This window comes from Mycolicibacterium arenosum, from assembly GCF_024320865.1.
GTDB classification, from domain to species: Bacteria; Actinomycetota; Actinomycetes; order Mycobacteriales; family Mycobacteriaceae; genus Mycobacterium; species Mycobacterium arenosum.
In genome coordinates, this window is record NZ_JANDBD010000014.1 from 79,829 (window position 1) to 97,913 (window position 18,085).

14 protein-coding genes and 1 pseudogene are annotated in these 18,085 nt (G+C 69.5%); 4 read left to right on the forward strand and 11 right to left on the reverse strand.

Translation table 11 applies throughout. The features are described 5' to 3' along the window. Window positions 1–21: 21 nt before the first annotated feature. A pseudogene (locus NM203_RS28120) lies at window positions 22–423 on the forward strand (PPOX class F420-dependent oxidoreductase); the annotation flags it as partial. 387 nt (window positions 424–810) lie between these two features. On the opposite strand, the gene NM203_RS28125 reads toward NM203_RS28120, so the two are convergent. Then, complete coding sequence (locus NM203_RS28125; RefSeq protein WP_255063898.1) at window positions 811–1,968, reverse strand: M24 family metallopeptidase; 1,158 nt, start codon at window positions 1,966–1,968, stop codon at window positions 811–813. Window positions 1,969–1,985: 17 nt separating this feature from the next. On the opposite strand from NM203_RS28125, the gene NM203_RS28130 reads away from it, so the two are divergent. After that, on the forward strand, window positions 1,986–2,969 hold the full coding sequence (locus tag NM203_RS28130; RefSeq protein WP_255063899.1) for a 5'-3' exonuclease: 984 nt from the start codon (window positions 1,986–1,988) through the stop codon (window positions 2,967–2,969). Here the strand turns inward: NM203_RS28130 and NM203_RS28135 are convergent. The 7 genes from NM203_RS28135 to pafA all read right to left on the reverse strand — a co-directional run bounded on the left by NM203_RS28135 (window position 2,966) and on the right by pafA (window position 11,194). Next, window positions 2,966–3,712 (reverse strand): DUF4333 domain-containing protein, encoded by a 747-nt coding sequence (locus NM203_RS28135; protein ID WP_255063900.1) that lies wholly within the window; start codon window positions 3,710–3,712, stop codon window positions 2,966–2,968. The two genes, NM203_RS28130 and NM203_RS28135, sit on opposite strands and share 4 nt — an antisense overlap. A gap of 38 nt (window positions 3,713–3,750) precedes the next feature. Further along, the gene (locus tag NM203_RS28140) at window positions 3,751–6,522 is read right to left on the reverse strand and encodes a DEAD/DEAH box helicase (RefSeq protein WP_255063901.1); all 2,772 of its coding nucleotides are present in this window, start codon (window positions 6,520–6,522) and stop codon (window positions 3,751–3,753) included. Further along, window positions 6,506–7,474 carry a twin-arginine translocase subunit TatC gene (tatC, locus tag NM203_RS28145; protein ID WP_255063902.1) on the reverse strand — a complete coding sequence of 323 codons (969 nt, stop codon included), beginning with the start codon at window positions 7,472–7,474 and terminating at the stop codon, window positions 6,506–6,508. The genes NM203_RS28140 and tatC overlap by 17 nt, the downstream gene beginning before the upstream one ends. Before the next feature lie 63 nt (window positions 7,475–7,537). Beyond that, entirely contained in the window at window positions 7,538–7,795 is a 258-nt protein-coding gene (tatA, locus tag NM203_RS28150; protein ID WP_255063903.1) for a Sec-independent protein translocase subunit TatA, read from the reverse strand. A gap of 29 nt (window positions 7,796–7,824) precedes the next feature. After that, window positions 7,825–8,778 carry a helix-turn-helix transcriptional regulator gene (locus tag NM203_RS28155; protein ID WP_255063904.1) on the reverse strand — a complete coding sequence of 318 codons (954 nt, stop codon included), beginning with the start codon at window positions 8,776–8,778 and terminating at the stop codon, window positions 7,825–7,827. Further along, a complete protein-coding gene (locus tag NM203_RS28160) occupies window positions 8,775–9,800 on the reverse strand; it encodes a helix-turn-helix transcriptional regulator (RefSeq protein WP_255063905.1) in 1,026 nt (341 codons plus the stop codon). Before NM203_RS28160 ends, NM203_RS28155 begins: the two co-directional genes overlap by 4 nt. A 35-nt stretch (window positions 9,801–9,835) precedes the next feature. Continuing rightward, window positions 9,836–11,194, reverse strand: a complete 1,359-nt coding sequence (gene pafA / locus NM203_RS28165; protein ID WP_255063906.1) for a Pup--protein ligase — start codon at window positions 11,192–11,194, stop codon at window positions 9,836–9,838. Between the two features lie 203 nt (window positions 11,195–11,397). Between pafA and NM203_RS28170 the strand changes: the two genes are divergently transcribed. After that, a complete protein-coding gene (locus NM203_RS28170) occupies window positions 11,398–11,658 on the forward strand; it encodes a DUF7162 family protein (RefSeq protein WP_255063907.1) in 261 nt (86 codons plus the stop codon). Then, window positions 11,655–13,097, forward strand: coding sequence for an alpha/beta hydrolase (locus NM203_RS28175; protein ID WP_255063908.1), 1,443 nt, complete (start codon window positions 11,655–11,657; stop codon window positions 13,095–13,097). The genes NM203_RS28170 and NM203_RS28175 overlap by 4 nt, the downstream gene beginning before the upstream one ends. A 2-nt stretch (window positions 13,098–13,099) precedes the next feature. On the opposite strand, the gene NM203_RS28180 is transcribed toward NM203_RS28175, so the two are convergent. The 3 genes from NM203_RS28180 to NM203_RS28190 are packed head-to-tail and all read right to left on the reverse strand — an operon-like array spanning window position 13,100 to window position 18,069. Further along, window positions 13,100–14,905, reverse strand: coding sequence for a putative nucleotidyltransferase substrate binding domain-containing protein (locus NM203_RS28180; RefSeq protein ID WP_255063909.1), 1,806 nt, complete (start codon window positions 14,903–14,905; stop codon window positions 13,100–13,102). Window positions 14,906–14,957: 52 nt separating this feature from the next. Next, window positions 14,958–16,511, reverse strand: coding sequence for a GMC family oxidoreductase (locus tag NM203_RS28185; protein WP_255063910.1), 1,554 nt, complete (start codon window positions 16,509–16,511; stop codon window positions 14,958–14,960). After that, entirely contained in the window at window positions 16,504–18,069 is a 1,566-nt protein-coding gene (locus NM203_RS28190; RefSeq protein WP_255063911.1) for an APC family permease, read from the reverse strand. Before NM203_RS28190 ends, NM203_RS28185 begins: the two co-directional genes overlap by 8 nt. Window positions 18,070–18,085 lie beyond the last annotated feature (16 nt).

An 18,085-nucleotide genomic window follows, 5' to 3' on the forward strand; every position in this document is an offset into this window, starting at 1 on the left:
CCTGCGCTAGTTTGGACCCCGATGGCGAAGACAACCCGGCTGACGACCGACGCGCTGGCGTTCCTGACCGAACGGCATCTCGCCATGCTGACGACCTTGCGCGCCGACAACTCCCCGCACGTCGTCGCCGTGGGTTTCACCTTCGATCCCACCACCCACCTGGCCAGGGTCATCACCACCGGCGGCTCGCAGAAGGCCGTCAACGCCAGCGAGCGCGGCGTCGCGGTGCTCAGCCAGGTCGACGGCGCACGGTGGCTTTCACTGGAGGGCAAGGCGACGGTCAGCAACGACGCCGACGCGGTCCGCGACGCGGAACTGCGCTACGCGCAGCGCTACCGCACCCCACGCATCAATCCGCGCCGCGTCGTCATCGAGGTGCGCATCGAGCGGGTACTCGGCTCCTCGGAACTGCTCGACCACTCCGACAAGGACCCCTACGACCAGTTCAAGAGCCTCGTCGCGGGCGTGGTCAAGCGCAAGCAGCGGGCGGGCGACGCGACCGAGACGTGGCGGTCCGACGACGGCGGCGTCGTCACCGGCTGGCGCATCGAGCAGTACGAGTCCTACCGCAACGGTGAGCACAACGGGCCCGGCGACTGGTACGACGACTGGCTGGACGCCGAGTACGTGCTGGGCACCGACGCCAGGATCTACGACTATCAGTCGTGGATGCGCGAGAGCGACCACGCGGCGAAGACCGCGGGCCAGACCCTCACCGAGCTCACCGCCGCGGATCTGATCGGCAGCGACAACGCTCCGTACAGCGAGTGGTCGAAGAAGGTCAGCCAGCTGCTGCCCGCCCGCTGACGGTCAGCCGACCGGCACGACGACGAGTTCGTGCGGACGGTTGTTGACCGCCTCCGCGCCGTCCGGGGTCACCACGACGATGTCCTCGATCCGCGCGCCCCAGCGGCCCTGGAAGTAGATGCCCGGTTCGACGCTGAACGCCATTCCCACCTCCAGCGGCAGGGCGTTGCCCGCCACGATGTAGGGCTCCTCGTGCACGGACAGCCCGATGCCGTGCCCCGTGCGATGCACGAAGACGTCCGCGAGGCCCTCGGCGGCCAGCACGTCACGGGCGACGGCGTCGACCTGTTCGGCGGTGATGCCGGGGCGGACCGCGTCCACGGCGGCCCGCTGCGCCCGCTGCAGCACCGAGTACTGCTGTGCGACTTCGGGTTCGGGATCACCGATGCTGTAGGTCCTGGTGGAGTCCGAGTTGTAGCCGGGCTCGTACGGGCCGCCGATGTCGACGACCACGACGTCGCCGACGGCGAGTTCGCGGTCGGAGCACTCGTGGTGGGGGTCCGCGCCGTTGGGTCCGGAACCGACGATGATGAACGCCACCTCGGAGTGCCCCTCGTCGACGATCGCGCGGGCGATGTCGGCGGCGACGTCGGCCTCGGTGCGTCCCGGCACCAGGAACTCGGGCACCCTGGCATGGACCCGGTCGATCGCCGCGCCCGCCTTGCGCAGCGCGTCGATCTCCGCGGCGTCCTTGATCATCCGCAGTCGGCGCAGCACATCGGTGGCCAGGATCGGGACGGCGCCCAGGACGTCGGCGAGTGGCAGCAGGTGCAGCGCGGGCATCGAGTCCGTGACCGCGGTGTGAATCGGAGGCCCGGCTGCAACAGTGAAAGCGTCGGCAACCAGTCGGTACGGATCGTCGCCGTCGACCCAATCCCGTACGGCCAGACCGAGTTCGGGGACCGCGGACTCCTTCAGCGACGCCAGTTCGAGCCGCGGCACGACCACCGTCGGCGCCCCCGAAGCGGGCAGGACCAGCGCGGTCAGCCGTTCGAAGGTCTGCGCGCGCGACCCCAGCAGGTAGCGCAGGTCGTAACCGGGCGTGATCACCAGACCGGCGAGACCCGCCCGACCCGCAGCCTGCTGCGCGGCGCGGAGGCGACCCGCGTACACGTCGGAATCGAATCGGCCCTTCGAGGCTGAAGTCACAGCGGAACTCACCGCCCTAGGCTAACGGCATGTCACCAGACACCGCTGCGTCCGCCGGCCCCGTCGTCCTGCTCGACGGTGCGAGCATGTGGTTCCGGTCGTTCTTCGGCCTGCCGTCCTCCATCAAGGCGCCCGACGGCAGGCAGGTCAACGCGGTCCGCGGCTTTCTGGACGCCGTCGCCACGGTGATCACCCGCGAGCGGCCGTCACGACTCGTGGTGTGCCGCGACGACGACTGGCGGCCGCAGTGGCGGGTGGACCTCATCCCGTCCTACAAGGCGCACCGCGTCGAGGAGGAGAACCCCGGCCCCGAACCGGACGTCGAGGAGGTCCCCGACGAACTCACCCCGCAGGTCGACATGATCATGGAGTTGCTCGACGCGTTCGGCATCCCGACCGCGGGCGCACCCGAATGCGAGGCCGACGACGTGTTGGGCACGCTGGCGACCCGCGAGGAGCGCGACGCCGTGGTCGTGGTCAGCGGCGACCGCGATCTGCTGCAACTGGTGCGCGACGACCCGGTGTCCGTCCGGGTGCTCTACCTGGGCAAGGGGCTGGCCAAGGCGATCAAGTGGGGTCCCGAGGAGGTCGCCGAGACCTACGGCGTCCCGGTCGACCGCGCGGGACCCGCGTACGTCGAGTTGGCGCTGCTGCGCGGGGATCCGTCGGACGGCCTGCCGGGGGTTCCCGGCATCGGGGAGAAGAGCGCCGCGACGCTGCTCGCGCAGCACGGGTCGCTCGAGGCGATCATGGCGGCGGCAGGGGACCCCGGCGCGTCGATGTCGAAGTCCTGGCGCGCGAAACTGCTTGCCGCCCATGAGTACATCGACGCTGCCGCACCGGTGGTGCGGGTCAAGACCGATGCGGAGATCGACTGGTCGACGCCGTCGGACGAGCTTCCGCTCGCAGCGAAGCACCCGCGCAGGGTCGCCGAACTGGCGGGCGAATACGGCGTGACGTCGTCGTTACAGCGCCTTGAGAAAGCTCTGCAGGCGCTCTCCTCGAATCCTTAGCGGGGGCGGCCGACCTCGTAGGTGCCGTCGTCGTTCTGGAACGTCACGGTGACCTCGCGCTTGGTGCCGTCGATGTCGACGTCGCAGGTGAACGTGCCGCCCTTCTCGACCGGCGGGTTCTTGCCGCCGTTGCAGGTGACGTTCTCGACGTTCTTGGCGCCGTAGCCGTTCTCCTCATCGCTGAGGATCTGCTGCACACCGGTGTTCGCGGCGTTGACGTCGAGTTCGGTGGACACGGCGAAACCCGGCCACACGAACGCGAGAACGGCCAGCACGATGACGATCAGGGCGAGCACGCCGCCGCCGATGCCGAGGAGCAGGCCCGTCGACTTCTTCTTCGGCGCCCCATCGGATCCGGGGGTTGCGTACGGCGAGTACTGCTGGCCCTCGGCACCCGGCTGCGGGTACTGGCCGTACTGCTGCGGCTGGCCGTACTGACCGCCCTGCGGGGCGTACTGGCCCGGCTGCTGCCCGTACTGAGTCGGCTGCCCATAGGACGCGGGACCGTAGGCGGTAGGTGACTGGCCGTACTGGTCGGCGGCCGGATAGCCCTGCGCGGGCGGGTAGCTGGCAGCCGGCTGCTGGTAGCCCTGGTACTGCTGCGGGTCGTACGCCGGCTGCTGTCCCCACCCCGGAGCGACGGCCGTGGGGTCCGCCGGCTGCTGCTGCCATGCGGCGGGATCACTCGGCGGCTGCGACCCCTGCCACTGCTGCGTCGGATCGGATCCCTGCGGTCCGCTCATCGTCTCTCCCTCGGTGATTGCGAAGCGTTGGCCACACACTACCCTGCATCAACAGCCACGACGCCTCGCCGAATGTCATCGATCGCGCGTTTCGCGGTCGCCCGCAACGCGGGTGTCGGAGCCGCGTTACGCACCTGATCCAGCAGGTCCAGCACCTGCCGGCACCATCTGACGAAATCGCCGGCCGAGAGCGGGGATCCGCTGTTCGTCACGTCCGACGCATCCAGCGCCGACGCCAGATCGCCGGTCGTCGCCCAGCGGTGTATCGCGGTCACGAAGCCGGGGTCCGGCTCGCGGCTGGCCGACACCCGGTGCTGACGTTCGTCGGCGTGGATGTCCGACCAGAGCCGCTGAGTCCGGACCAGCGCGGTGCGCAGGCGTGCCGTCGGAATCTCGACACCCGCGAGGGTGCTCGGCGTGTCTCCGCGCGCCTCGAACAGCACCGAGGACAGCACCGCCGCCAACTCCGCCGCCTCGAGACCGTCCCACGCCCCGTCCCGCAGGCACTCCGCGACCAGCAGGTCGCTTTCGCTGTAGATGCGGGCGAGCAGCCTGCCGTGTTCGGTGACCCGCGGCTCGCCGTCGCGCACGTCGATGAACCCCCGGCCGGTCAGAAGTTTGACGATCCGGTCGAACGTGCGGGCCAGCGAGTTGGTGGCGGCCGCGATCTTCTTCTGCAGCTCCTCGTTGTCGCGTTCGATGCGCAGATACCGCTCCGCGACGCGGACCAGCGCGTCCCGATCGGGCGCCCGGTGCGCGGGATGCGCGCGCATCTCATCGCGCAGCGCGGCGAGTTCCGGATCGATGTCGGGTTCACGGGGTGCGCTGCGCCCACCCCTCGCCGACGGCACGTCGAGTGCGGCGGCGGCCGAACGCAGCGCCGACGCGACGTCGCGTCGCACCCTGGGCTGACGGTGCTCGACGCGATTGGGAAGCGACATCGCGCCCAGCCGCGCCGACGGGCCGGTGTAGTCGGCGGACGAGATGCGGCCCGCCCACTTGTGTTCGGTGAGGACGAGGGGGCGCGGGTCCTCGGAGTCGTTGGCCGCTTCGAGTACCACGGCGAGGCCCACTCGCCTGCCGTGGCCGATGGTGATGATGTCGCCGCGGCGCAGCGCGGTCAGCGCGTCGTTCACCCCCTTGCGGCGCTCGAGACGCGAGGCTCGGGACTGCGCGCGTTCCCGCGCCGAGATGGCCGCGCGCAGCCTGGCGTACGCCAGAATGCCGGTGTCGTCGCCCATTTCGGCGGCGAGCTCGTCGAGCATCCGCTTGCCGCGTTCGACTCCCCGCACCAGGCCGACGACCGACCGGTCGGCCTGATACTGCGCGAACGACCGCTCCAGCAGCTGGCGGGCCTGCTCGGGACCCATCTGCTGAACCAGGTTGATCGTCATGTTGTACGACGGACTGAACGAACTGCGCAGCGGGAACGTGCGGGTCGACGCGAGTCCGGCGACGTCGCCGGGCTCCGTGGACGCGTCGCTGGGATGCCACAGCACCACCGCGTGACCCTCGACGTCGATGCCTCGGCGGCCGGCGCGACCGGTGAGCTGGGTGTACTCCCCCGGTGTCAGCGGCGCGTGTTGCTCGCCGTTGAACTTCACCAGCCGCTCCAACACAACCGTGCGGGCGGGCATGTTGATCCCCAGAGCCAGTGTCTCGGTGGCGAATACGGCCTTGACCAGTCCCGCGGTGAACAGCTCCTCGACGGTGTGCCGGAACACCGGCAGCAGGCCGGCGTGGTGCGCCGCCAGGCCGCGCAGCAGGCCCTCGCGCCATTCGTGGTAGTCGAGCACGATCAGGTCCGCCTCGGCGAGATCGGCACAGCGCCGGTCGATCACCTCGGCGATCCGCGCTCGTTCGGCCTCCGTGGTGAGCCGCAGCGACGACCGCAGACACTGCTTGACCGCCGCGTCGCACCCGGCCCTGGAGAACACGAACGTGATCGCCGGCAGCAGGCCCTGCTCCTTCAGCAGGGCGATGACATCCGGCCGGGCCGGCGGCCGGTACAGCGCGGGGCGGCCCGAGCGGCCGGACCTGCCGCGCCCCCTCGGCTCCCAGTCCGCCATCCGGTCGGCTTCCCGCCGATGGGAGATGTGCCGCAGCAGTTCGGGATCGACGCGCGCGGACCCCGCGGAGAACGTGGTGCTGCGGGCGCCTTCGAACAGGTCGAAGAGCCGCTTGCCGACCATCATGTGCTGCCACAGCGGTACCGGCCGGTGCTCGTCGACCACGACGGTGGTGTCGCCGCGCACCGTCTGGATCCAGCCGCCGAACTCCTCGGCGTTGCTGACGGTCGCCGAGAGGCTGACCAACCGCACCTCCTCGGGGAGGTGCAGGATCACCTCCTCCCACACCGCGCCGCGCATCCGGTCGGCGAGAAAGTGCACCTCGTCCATCACAACGTGCGAAAGCCCTTGCAGAGCAGGCGAATCTGCGTACAGCATGTTGCGGAGCACCTCGGTGGTCATCACGACCACCGGCGCATCGCCGTTGATCGACTGGTCACCGGTGAGCAGCCCGATGCGGTCGGCGCCGTACCGCGCCACGAGGTCGTTGTGCTTCTGGTTGCTCAGCGCCTTGATCGGGGTGGTGTAGAAGCACTTCCGGCCCGCGGCGAGTGCCAGGTGCACGGCGAACTCACCGACCACGGTCTTGCCCGCGCCCGTGGGCGCGCACACCAGCACTCCGTGTCCCTGCTCGAGCGCCCCGCATGCGCGGCGTTGGAACTCGTCGAGGGCGAAGGGCAGGTCGGCGGTGAACCCGGCCAGTGCCGATTCCGGCTGTTCCACCTCAGGTGGCTTGGTCATCGATGCCCAGGGACGACGGCGCCGGTACCGCGCTGGGCGACTCGATGGGTTCGGCGGCGCCGACGGGTTCTGCGGTTCCAATGGGCGAGGCCTCGTCGTCGTCGACCGCTGTCAGGGCCTCGCGCTTGGCCTTGCGCTTGTCGTGGATGCGCGCGATCTGAATCGCGAACTCCAGCAGCAGACTCAACGCGAGTGCGAGGGACAGCATCGAGAACGGGTCCGAACCCGGCGTCGCGAACGCCGCGAAGACGAACAGCGCGAAGATCAGCCCACGCCGCCAGGCCTTCAACTTCTCGTAGGGCAGCATGCCGACCATGTTCAGCATGATGATCAGCAGCGGGAACTCGAAGCTGATGCCGAACACCAGCAGCAGATTGATCAGGAAGCCGAAGTACTGGTCGCCGCTGAGCGCCGTCACCTGGACGTCGCTGCCGACGGTCAGCAGGAAACCGAGCGCGGTGGAGAGCACCACGTAGGCCAGGATCGAGCCCGTGATGAACAGCACCGCCCCGACGCCGACGAACACCGACGCGAACCGTCGTTCCTTCTTGTAGAGCCCCGGCGTGATGAACGCCCACAGTTGATACAGCCACACCGGGCACGCCAGCACGACGCCGGCGGTGAGCGCCACCTTGAGGCGGAGCATGAACTGGTCGAACGGTCCCGTCGCGAGCAGTCGGCACTGCCCGTCGGGGGCGATGTCGGCGCGCGCCGACGCCGGCAGGGAACAGTAGGGGGCGCGCAGCCAGTCGCCGAGGCTGGGCATGCCGAACACGCCGTGGCTGTACCAGAGGAATCCGAGGATCGTGGTGAGCACGATCGCGGCCACCGCGACGAGCAACCGGTTGCGCAGTTCGTGCAGGTGGTCGACCAGCGACATGGTGCCGTCGGGGTTGACGCGCGCACGACGGCGACGCGGGTCGAGCCTGGTGAGTATCCGTGGGGTGTGCACGCGCGTGTCCAACGACAGAGTTCAGCTACGCGACGTCACGCCGCGGCTCGGAGTCGGCGAACGTCAGGCCGAGCGGGTATCGGGGGCCGGCTCGGCGGCCGGCGTCGGCGTCACGGGCTCCGCGCGCTCCGATGCGATCGGCGTCGGGGTCGGGGTAGCGTCGTCCGCCTTGCCGTCCGACTGCATCTCCTTGATCTCCGACTTGAAGATGCGCATCGACTTCCCGAGCGAACGTGCCGCGTCGGGGAGCTTCTTGGCGCCGAAGAGCAGAATGAACGCCGCGATGACGATCAACCAGTGCCAGGGTTGTAGACCACCCAATTCAGGTCACCTCCAGAGTCTCCGACAGTCTACCCGCCGCTGGGTTCGTAGGCGGCGAGCGCCTTGGCGGCCGAATCGCGCACCCGGTCGGCCAGGGACTTCGGGTCGAGCACGGTGACGGTGGAGCCGAAGCCGAGCACGAAACGCGCCATCCACTCGTCCGAGGCGTACGTCATGGTCGCCTCGCAGGTGCCGTCGGCGAGCTCGCGCACCACCCGCAGCGGGTAGTAGTCGAACATCCAGCCCTCCGACGGCGCGATGAGAAGCGTCGCGGACGGCAGCGACGGGTCGGCGTCGAACAGCGAGGTGTCGGTCTCGGCCTGCACCGCGGGTTCGGGCGGCGCGGCGGGTTCGTCGAGCAGCCGCGCGTCGACGATGCGGTCGAGCCGGAACAGCCGGACGTCCTCGGCCGTCCTGCACCACGCCTCGAGATAGGTGCGGTCGGCCACCAGGACGATGCGGATCGGGTCGACCACACGGGTCGACAGCGTGTCCCTCGACGCCGAGTAGTAGTCGATCTCGAGGGCGCGACGGTCCCGCACCGCAGCCCGCACGGACGAGGCGTGGCCCGACACCGGCTCGGGATCGGCCGCTGCGACCGAGCCCGCGACCTCGCCAGCGGCCGACTCGATCTTGGCGATGGCGCTGCGCGCCGCCTCGGGGTCCAGCATGCCGGGCACGTCAAGCAGCGCACGCAGGGCGACGAGGACACCGGTCGCCTCGGGCGAGGTGAGCCGCAGCGGATGGTCCATCCCCGCGGTGAACGTGACCTCGACCGTGTCGCCTTCGAAGTCGAAGTCGATGAGGTCACCGGGCCCGTAGCCGGGCAACCCGCACAGCCACAACTGCTCCAGGTCGACGTGCAACTGCTTCTCGGTGACGCCCAGCGCGGCAGCGGCCTCGGCACGGGTGATTCTGGGGTTGGCCTGGAAGTACGGCACCATGTTCAGCAGCCGGACCAGCCGGGTCGACACGTTACTCATGCGCGATCCGCTCCGCTTCTCGCTGGCCGCTCATGCGGTACCGCCCCCGCGTGCGTCCGCAGTCGGTCGATCACGTCCGCGCGCAACGACTCCGGCTCCAGCACCACGGCGTCGGCGCCGAGGCTGGCGACCTCCCGAGCCAGCCGGGCCGCCATGCCGACCTCGAGTGTCAGTTCGTCGCCCGCGCGGTCGCCGAGCATCCTCGGCGCGGTCGCGATGGCCTGTCGGCGCAGCGCGGTCGCCCGGCCCTCGGCCACCCACACCAGCGCCTGCGGTCCCGGCGGCCATTCGGCGACGGCCCTGTGCACGATGTCCCGCAGGTTGACGTCGGCGGGCGGGGTGACCGCGCCGCGTGGGCCCACGGCTTTGACGTCGGTCCCGATCCGGGACAACCGGAAGGTCCGGACGTCGTCGCGGTCGCGGTCGTGGCCCACCAGATACCAGCGACCGCGGTAGGTCACGACACCCCACGGCTCGACGGTGCGTTCGGTGTAGGCCGCGGTGCGCGTGGGCCGGTGCGGGAACGTCACGGCCTGGCCGGCGTCGATCGCCGCCAGCACCACGCCGAGCACCTCTTCGGAACCGCGGATCCCCGGCAGCGACGCCGTCGTGATCGCGACGCCCGCATCCGGCGCATCGACGTCGGCGCCCGCCGCACGCAGCTTCAGCAATGCGCTGTGCGTCGCGGTCGTCATCTCGGGCGACTCCCACAGCTGGGTGGCCACGGCCACGGCGGCGGCCTCCTCGGCGGTCAGCTCGACGGGCGGCAGCGCGTAGGCGTCGCGGTTGATCCGGTAGCCCTCGACAGTGTCGAACGACGACGCCTTCCCCGTCTCCAGCGGGATCCCGAGGTCGCGCAGTTCGTTCTTGTCCCGCTCGAACATGCGGGAGAACGCGTCGTCGGTGGCGCTTTCGGAGTAACCGGCGACGTTCTTGCGAATGTGCTCGGCGGTCAGATAGCCGCGCGTGGACAGCAGCGCGATGACGAGGTTCATCAACCGTTCGACTTTGGAGATCCCCACTGCCTAAGCCTATTCGACCGGGGTCCCGACTCCGGTCACATGGAGGCGATGAGTCGCTTGACCCGCTCGTCGACCGACCGGAACGGGTCCTTGCAGAGAACGGTGCGCTGCGCCTGGTCGTTGAGCTTGAGGTGCACCCAGTCGACGGTGAAATCGCGGCCCGCTGCCTGCGCGGCGCTGATGAACTCACCGCGCAGCTTCGCGCGGGTGGTCTGCGGCGGCTCGTTGACCGCGGCCTCGATGTCCTCGTCGGTGGTGATGCGGGCGGCCAAACCCTTGCGCTGCAACAGGTCGAAGACGCCGCGGCCGCGCTTGATGTCGTGGTACGCGAGGTCCAGCTGCGCGATCTTCGGATCGGCCAGCTCCATGTTGTAGCGGTCCTGGTAGCGCTGGAACAGCCTGCGCTTGATCACCCAGTCGATCTCGGTGTCGACCTTGGCGAAGTCCTGGCTCTCCACGGCGTCGAGCTGCCTGCCCCACAGGTCGACGACCTGTTCGATCTGGGCGTTGGGCTCACGCGTCTGCAGATGCTCGACGGCGCGGCTGTAGTACTCGCGCTGGATGTCGAGCGCGCTGGCCTGCCTGCCACCCGCGAGCCGCACCGGCCGCCGGCCCGTCAGGTCGTGGCTGACCTCGCGGATCGCCCGAATCGGGTTGTCCAACGAGAAGTCCCGGAAGGGCACGCCGGCTTCGATCATCTCGAGCACCAGCGCGGCAGTGCCCACCTTGAGCATGGTGGTGGACTCGCACATGTTCGAGTCGCCGACGATGACGTGCAAGCGGCGGTACTTCTCCGCGTCCGCGTGCGGCTCGTCGCGGGTGTTGATGATCGGCCTGCTGCGCGTCGTGGCGCTCGAGACGCCCTCCCAGATGTGCTCGGCGCGTTGCGACAGGCAGAACGCGGCGGCCTTGGGGGTCTGCAGCACCTTGCCCGCACCGCAGATCAGCTGGCGCGTGACGAGGAACGGGAGCAGGACGTCGGAGATCCGGGAGAACTCGCCGGCCCGCACGATGAGGTAGTTCTCGTGGCAGCCGTACGAGTTGCCCGCCGAGTCGGTGTTGTTCTTGAACAGGTAGATGTCGCCGCCGATGCCCTCGTCCGCGAGTCGCTGCTCGGCGTCGATCAGCAGGTCCTCCAGCACTCGCTCACCGGCGCGGTCGTGCGTGACGAGCTGCACCAGGCTGTCGCACTCCGCGGTGGCGTACTCGGGGTGGCTGCCGACGTCGAGGTAGAGGCGGGCGCCGTTGCGCAGGAACACGTTGGAGCTGCGGCCCCACGAGACGACGCGCCGGAACAGGTAGCGGGCGACTTCGTCCGGGCTGAGCCTGCGATGTCCGTGAAAAGTGCACGTCACACCGAATTCGGTCTCGATGCCCATGATTCGCCGTTGCACGTAGCCGAGCTTACGGGTTTGACTCCCGGTAAGTGGCGGGGCGGGCGTGACAGTGCGATGGCGTTTCGTCAGCTCGTCGCCTCGACTCGGAATTCAACGACGCTTTTCGGGAGTTCACGCCGTCGGATTCCGGCTGACGAAACCCTCACCTCGCGCTGTGGATGAATTCGACGCGCGCCGTCGGAGAACCGCCATCATGCGGCATGACCGAAATGTCGATCGCACCCGATGCGTTGCGCGCCGACGCGGCGTGGGTTCGCGGGTTCGCCGAGCACGTCGTGGAAATTGATTGGCCCGCAGTCGAACTCGCGGGTTCCGAGGTGGCCGTCGCGATCGCCGAGGCGCGGCCGGGTCTCGCCGAGCTCGCGTCCGGACTGCGAGCGTGGGCGGACGCTGCGACGGTGTCGGCGACGGAGTTGGAGTCGGCGGACCGTCGCGGCCGCGCCGGCCTGCCACCGCGGTGAGCCGCCCGACCGTCGCACAGGCCGCGGCGTGGCGCGTCGCCGATCTACGGCTGGCGGCCGACCGATGGGAGGCCGACGCTCGAGCCGTGCACGCCCGTGCCGAGGCAGCGCGATCCGTGCCGATCGCAGCCTGGACCGGACAGGCCGCCGATGCCGCCCGCCGCCGGATGGACGCGCTCCGCGGGAACGCCGACGACATCGCGACGGCGCTGGTGCTGGCCGCCGCGGCAGCTCGCGACGCCGCGGACCAGCTCGGTGCCGCACAGGACGGGGTCACTGCGCTCGTCGAGACCGCCCGCTCGGAGGGTTACTCCGTCGACGACGGTGGCGGTGTGCACTCGGCCGCACCCCCAACCGAGCTGCTCACGCTGCTCGCCGGCGGCGATCCCGACGTCGCGCGCGATCTGCAGCGCGCCAGGGCGGCCGAGCTCACCCGGCAGCTCGCCGCCGCGCTCGAGCGCCTCGGCGTCGCCGACGCCGACGCCGCGCGCGACGTCGACGAGGCGTTCGCCGCGGGGCTCCCGGCCACCGCGCCGGCTCCGACCAGTCCGGCAGCGGCAGCCGCGCCCACCGGTGAGGACTGGGACGTCCGCGTCGCGGAGAACCGGCTTCGCGTCGCGCGCGAGGTGCTCGACGTGGCGGCCGGCACGCCGCGAGCCGACCTCTACCGGGCGCTGCTGGCCGAGATCGACGATCCATCGGGCAGCGGCGCCCGCATCGACCGCCAGATCCTGGACTTCGACCCGGCGCGGAATGTGCTCGTCGAGCTCAACGGGGACCTTCGCCGCGCCGACCACGTGGCCGTGCTGGTGCCGGGCATGAACACCACGCTGGACGGTTCCGCGGCGACCACCGGCACCGCACGCTCCTTCGTCACCGCGTCGGGCGGCGACGTCGCCGCGATCACCTACCTGGGCGGGCCGTTCCCTCAGTCGGACGTCCTTCCGCTCGCGGTGCTCGAGGCGTCGGATCCGCGGTATGCACTCGCGATGGCTCCGCGGCTGGCCGCGTTCAGTCACGACCTCGACCGAGTGGTCGACGGCACCGGGCGCCCGGTCGACGTCACGTACATCGGCCACTCCTACGGCGGCGCGATCCTGGGCACCGCGGAGGTCGTGGGACTCACCGCGGATCGGACGCTGTACGTCGCCGCGGCGGGAGCGGGTGTCGGCGTCGACGAGCCGTCCGACTGGCACAACGGCAACCCGTCGGTGTCGCGATACTCGCTGACCGCGCCCGGCGATCCGATCGCACTCGTGCAGCAGCTCGCGGTGCACGGCGTCGATCCCGACGAGATGCCGGGTGTGCAGCGGCTCGAGGCGGGCCGCTACGACGACGGCCGACCCGTCGAAGGCCTCGCCGCCCACTCCGACGTGCTCGCCGTTCCGACGTCGGATGCGTGGCGCACGGTGCTCGCGGTGATCAGCGGTGCCCGTTAGCGTTACGGCGGAAGCAGGGTGAGGTTGCGGATCCGGCGCTGCACGGCGGCGATCTCGCGCAGCCCGTCGTTGAGCAGACTGCGATTCAGTGGCGACAACTCCGACATGGTGATGACGTCACCCGGTGTGTGTCCAGCGGCCAGTTGTTCGACCTGATGGGCCATGCGCAAGCGCTGCACCATCGCGAACACGTCGCACAGCGTTGTCGCGTCCGACTCGGTGATCGCGCCGGCACCCGCGGCGGCGCCGAGACGCACGGGGGTGGTGGCCGACGCGACACCTGCGACCAGCCCGCCCCAGCGCGCGAGGTTGACCAACGGCGTCACCGCGTGGTTCTTCAGGTCGAACGTCCCACCGCGGCGCGACAGCACGTCGCGCAACGACCTCGCGCGGACGCGGTCGGACAACGCGTTGAGCAACTGCAGGCGGAGCGCGTTGGGGTGGTCCAGCCGCATGCGGCGATAAGCCGCGGGCACGCTGTTGAGGTCCTCTGCGCCCCAGACCACCCTGCCGTCGATCATCAGCGACGACAGGATCAGCCCGCGGTCGCGCAGGGGGTCGTCGAGCCATCCGTCGGCGGCCGCCGCCCACTGCGACCGCGAACGCGCGAACCTGGGCGACGACGCCACCGCCCCGTTGCTGTCCGACGGCAGGCCGCAGGCGTCCAGGATCGCGTGGGTGCGGGCCGCCACCGCCCGCAACTCGGCACCCTGCGAGTCGATGTCGTCGCGCCACGACAGCGCACTGTCCACATCCGATGACGGCATCGCCTCCCGCCGCGCGACGCTGCCCAGTGACAGCCACGCGAACGCATCACCCGACGAGCGCTCCCGCGAGGAGGCATCGAAATCAGCACGGTGTCCGGCCTCAACCAGGGCTACCGACAACGCCTTTCGCACCAGACTGTCGATAACCACGGACACGATCGCACTCGTCGCCGAAGCCTTCGTCCCGTTGCGGAACAGCTCGGCCGCTAGCGTCCGCACCCCGGACCCGACGCGCTGCACTTCCGCGGCGTCGGCGGCCACGCCGATCGCCCTGCGCAGCAGGAAACTCCGTCGCGCCGAGGCCGCCAGCAGGTCGGCGTCCTCGAGCACGCCGACCACGTCGCCGCGCGCCGTGAGGACCGGCATGTGCCGCAACCCGCATTCGAGCATGTCCATCAGCACGGCTTCGGCGGTCATGTCGACCGTCACGCTGCGCGCGGGCGCGCTCATCACCGCCGAGATCGGCACGTCGACGGACAGTCCCGCGGCGACCACCCGCGTCCGCAGGTCCCGATCGGTGAAGATGCCGATTCCGCCGTCCGGCAACCGGATCAGCGCGTAGGACACGTGCCTGTCGGTCATGGCGACCACCGCGTCGCGGACGGATGTGTCGGGATCCACCACCAGGACGTCACCGCGAACGAGGTCGGCGACCGGCGCCGCATCGGCGACCGGCGCGGTCGCCGCGCGATCCGACCCCGCCGCCGGGAACGCCGTCGACGCCAGGTACGCCAGCCCGGCGGGCTTCGCGAACTGGGCGCGCACTGCCGCGTCGGGCAACCGAATGAGGCTGCTGGGCACTGTCGTTCGAGCGACGAAGTCCATTCCGCCGCCGGTGAGCAGCGGTGTGTAACCGAACAGGCCGCCGGGCTCCACCGTGTCGAGCGGCGTCCCGTCCCCCGCCTGCAGGTCGACGCGGCCGTCTCGGACCATCCACACGTCGTCGGGCATCGGCTTGGTGTAGTCGGCGACGGTGGCCCCCGCGGCGAAGTCCACTACGGCGGCAGCCGCCGCCAACTCGCCGAGTTCGTCGTCCGACATGCCCTGAAAGGGCGTGTACCCGCTCAGGAACGTCGCGAGATCCGCGGGTGCGTCAGGTGTTCCGGATGAGGTCAGCGCACTTCTCCGCCATCGTCATCACGGTGATGTTGGGGTTGACCGCGGGCAGCTTCGGCATCGCCGAGGCGTCGACCACCCGCAACCGCGACACCCCCTTGACCCGCAGTTCGGGGTCGAGCACCGCCATCGGATCAGCGGCCGCACCCATCCGCGCGGTCGCCGCGGGGTGGTACACGGTGTTGTGGCACTGATGGATGTAGTCCAGCAGCTCGTCGTCGGTGACGGCGTCGGGGCCCGGCGCGAGTTCGCGGGCGATCCACGGCGTCAGCGGCGCCTGCTCGGCGATCGTGCGGGCAAGCCGGACGCCGGTCAGCATGATGCGCTCGTCGTAACCCTCGGGGTCGGTGAAGTAGCGCGGGTCGACCTTGGGCCGATCGCGGAAATCGCGGCTGCGCAGCGTGACGGTGCCCCGTGAGCGACCCTGAGTCACGTTGGGCGTCAAGCAGAATCCGTTGTCCGTCGTGGGATAGCCGCGGCGCAGCGTGTTCATGTCGAACGGCACGCTGCCGTAGTGCATCATCAGATCCGGTTGGGCGCTGCCCTCGTCCACCGTGGTGAACAGCCCGATCTCCCACCACTGCGTGGACGTCGTGACCATCGGCTGCGCGGCGTCCCAGAACACCAGGCCCTCGACGTGGTCGTCGAGGTTGGACCCCACCCCCGGCGAGTCGACGCGGACGGGGATGCCGAACTCGCGTAGCTGCTCGGCGGGGCCGATTCCCGAGAGCAGCAACAACTTCGGCGTGTCGATCGCACCCGCGGTGATGATCACCTCGCGCCGCGCCGACACCGTGTCGTAGCCGGTGAGGTCGGGTCGCTGGTAGCGCACGCCGGTGGCACTAGGGCGAGCGAAGCGACGGGGGGAATCATCGTTCGTCTCGTCGAACAGGATCTCCGACACCCAGCAGTTCGTCCGCACCTCGAGGTTCGATCGCGACCCCAGAATCGGGTGCAGGAACGCGTGCGAGCTGGAGTTCCTGGTGCCGTCCTCCTCGGCGTTGATCTGGAACCAGCCGGCCCCTTTGTGCACGGTCTCACCGCGGTTGAAGGCCACCGTCGGCAGGCCCACCTTCGCGGCGGCTTCCAGCACCGCCGCCCCGCACGGATCGTCGGGTGGCACGTCACGCAGGCCCACGGTCTCGGTGAGACGTCGCACCAGCGGCAGGATCTCGTCCGAACCCCACCCCGTGGCGCCCATCTCGACCCACTCGTCGAGACACTCGGCGGGCGGATGGAACGCGATGCAGGAGTTGTGCGACGAACACCCGCCGAGCACCTTGGCGCGCGCGTGGCGCATGAAGGAGTTACCGCGCTCCTGGGGTTCCACCGGGTAGTCCCAGTCGTAACCGGAGTCCAGCAGGTGCATCCACTCCGCCAGCACCAGGATGGCGTCGTCACCCACGTCCGACGGGCCGGCCTCCACCAGACAGACCGTGACGTCCGGGTTCTCGGAGAGTCGTGCCGCCAGAACGCATCCGGCGGTGCCACCGCCCGCGATGACGTAGTCGAAGGTATCCGCCTCAGGCATCCGGGCGCGCCTCCACGGGAGCTTCGGCGGCGTGCGACTTCAGCGTGCCGATGTGGTTGCGCCCCTTGGCGAAGTACCAGAGCAGGCCCGTGCCGAGGATGATGCCGATGTAGAGGAAGGCGCCCCACTGGTAGTACCAGCCCTCGCCGTACACGGCCGTCCGCGGCCACGCGAGGTTGATCGCCATCCCGACACCCCAGACCACCGCGACGATGTTGACCGCCATCCCCCACTTGCCCATCGTGAAGTAGCCGCCCTCCTTGAGGTCCTTCGGCGGCCACTCGCCGCGCAGTCGCTTCTTCAGCAGCGGCCCCGTCACCATCAGGTAGGCCAGGTAGATCATGATGATCGCGATCGACGTCAGCACCGTGAAGATCTGAATGTTGGCGATGTTGATGACCAGGATGATCACCGCGATGATCCCGATGGTGATCGCCGGGACGATCGGCGTCTGCGTCTTCGGATGCACAGTCGCCAACCGCTCGCCGAACGGCAGCGCGTTGTCCCGCGCCATCGCGAACGTGAGCCGGATCGCCGCGGTGTGCACCGCGAGTGTGCACACCGTCACGGCGATCACGATGCAGACCAGGAAGACCGTGCCGAGCGGGCCCCACATCACCTGTTCGACGATGTACTGCAGGCCACCGGTGCTCTCACCGAGGGCGGGATCCTCGAGGTTCGGGGCCGCCATCACGGCGAAAACCAGGATGCCGCCGCCGATGACGAACGACGCCAGAATCGCGCGGAAGATGGCCTTGGGAGCGGTGCGCCGCGGCTCGACGGTCTCCTCCCCCAGTGAACTGGCGGTATCGAAGCCGTACATCACGTACCCGGACGCGAGTGACGCGATCAGGAACGCGGCGAGCCACCCTCCGCTCTCTCCGGCGCCGTACCCGTTGGTCGAGAAGAAGACGTCCGGCCCGCGTTCGACGTTCACCGCGAGCAGGATGACGATCAGCACGGCGGCGATGAGTTCGATGAAGACTCCCGCGCTGTTGATCATGGACATCAACTTGACGCCCAGGGCGTTGATCAACGTGGTGAACGCGATCAGGATGGTGCCGAGTAGCACGGCGTTGGCGGCGTAGTCGTACTCGCCTGTTCCGTCGCCGATGATCTGGAAGCCGCTCCACAGCCGGGGCAGGTTGAGCTGATAGGCAAGCGCCACCGCGGATATCGTCACGATCGACGCGGTGAGCATCAGCCAGCCGGACATCCAGCCGACGATCCTGCTGCCGAGTTTCTTGCTCCAGTTGTAGACCGATCCCGCGACGGGGTATTTCGCGGCCAGTTCCATGAAGCACAGCGCTACGGCCATCTGCCCGACGAACACGATCGGCCACGACCACAGGTAGGCCGGTCCCGCGGTGCCGAAGCCGAAGTAGAACAGCTGGAACGTGCCGGTGAGGATCGAGATGTAGCTGACCCCGGCCGCGAAGCTGGCGAACTTGCCGATACTTCGGTCCAGCGACTCCTTGTAGCCGAAGTCCTCCATGCCGCTATCGGCATGCTTACTCCCTGTCGCTCCGCTCGCCCCGCTCGGATCCTTGACCACCATGGGAACTCCTTCTACG

Excerpts from the sequence above, each read along its gene's own strand:
- NM203_RS28130 (WP_255063899.1), top strand. The coding sequence starts at position 1,986 with ATGTCACCAGACACCGCTGCGTCCGCCGGCCCCGTCGTCCTGCTCGAC.
- NM203_RS28135 (WP_255063900.1), bottom strand. The coding sequence starts at position 3,712 with ATGAGCGGACCGCAGGGATCCGATCCGACGCAGCAGTGGCAGGGGTCG.
- NM203_RS28140 (WP_255063901.1), bottom strand. The coding sequence starts at position 6,522 with ATGACCAAGCCACCTGAGGTGGAACAGCCGGAATCGGCACTGGCCGGG.
- NM203_RS28155 (WP_255063904.1), bottom strand. The coding sequence starts at position 8,778 with ATGAGTAACGTGTCGACCCGGCTGGTCCGGCTGCTGAACATGGTGCCG.
- NM203_RS28170 (WP_255063907.1), top strand. The coding sequence starts at position 11,398 with ATGACCGAAATGTCGATCGCACCCGATGCGTTGCGCGCCGACGCGGCG.
- NM203_RS28180 (WP_255063909.1), bottom strand. The coding sequence starts at position 14,905 with ATGTCGGACGACGAACTCGGCGAGTTGGCGGCGGCTGCCGCCGTAGTG.
- NM203_RS28185 (WP_255063910.1), bottom strand. The coding sequence starts at position 16,511 with ATGCCTGAGGCGGATACCTTCGACTACGTCATCGCGGGCGGTGGCACC.
- NM203_RS28190 (WP_255063911.1), bottom strand. The coding sequence starts at position 18,069 with ATGGTGGTCAAGGATCCGAGCGGGGCGAGCGGAGCGACAGGGAGTAAG.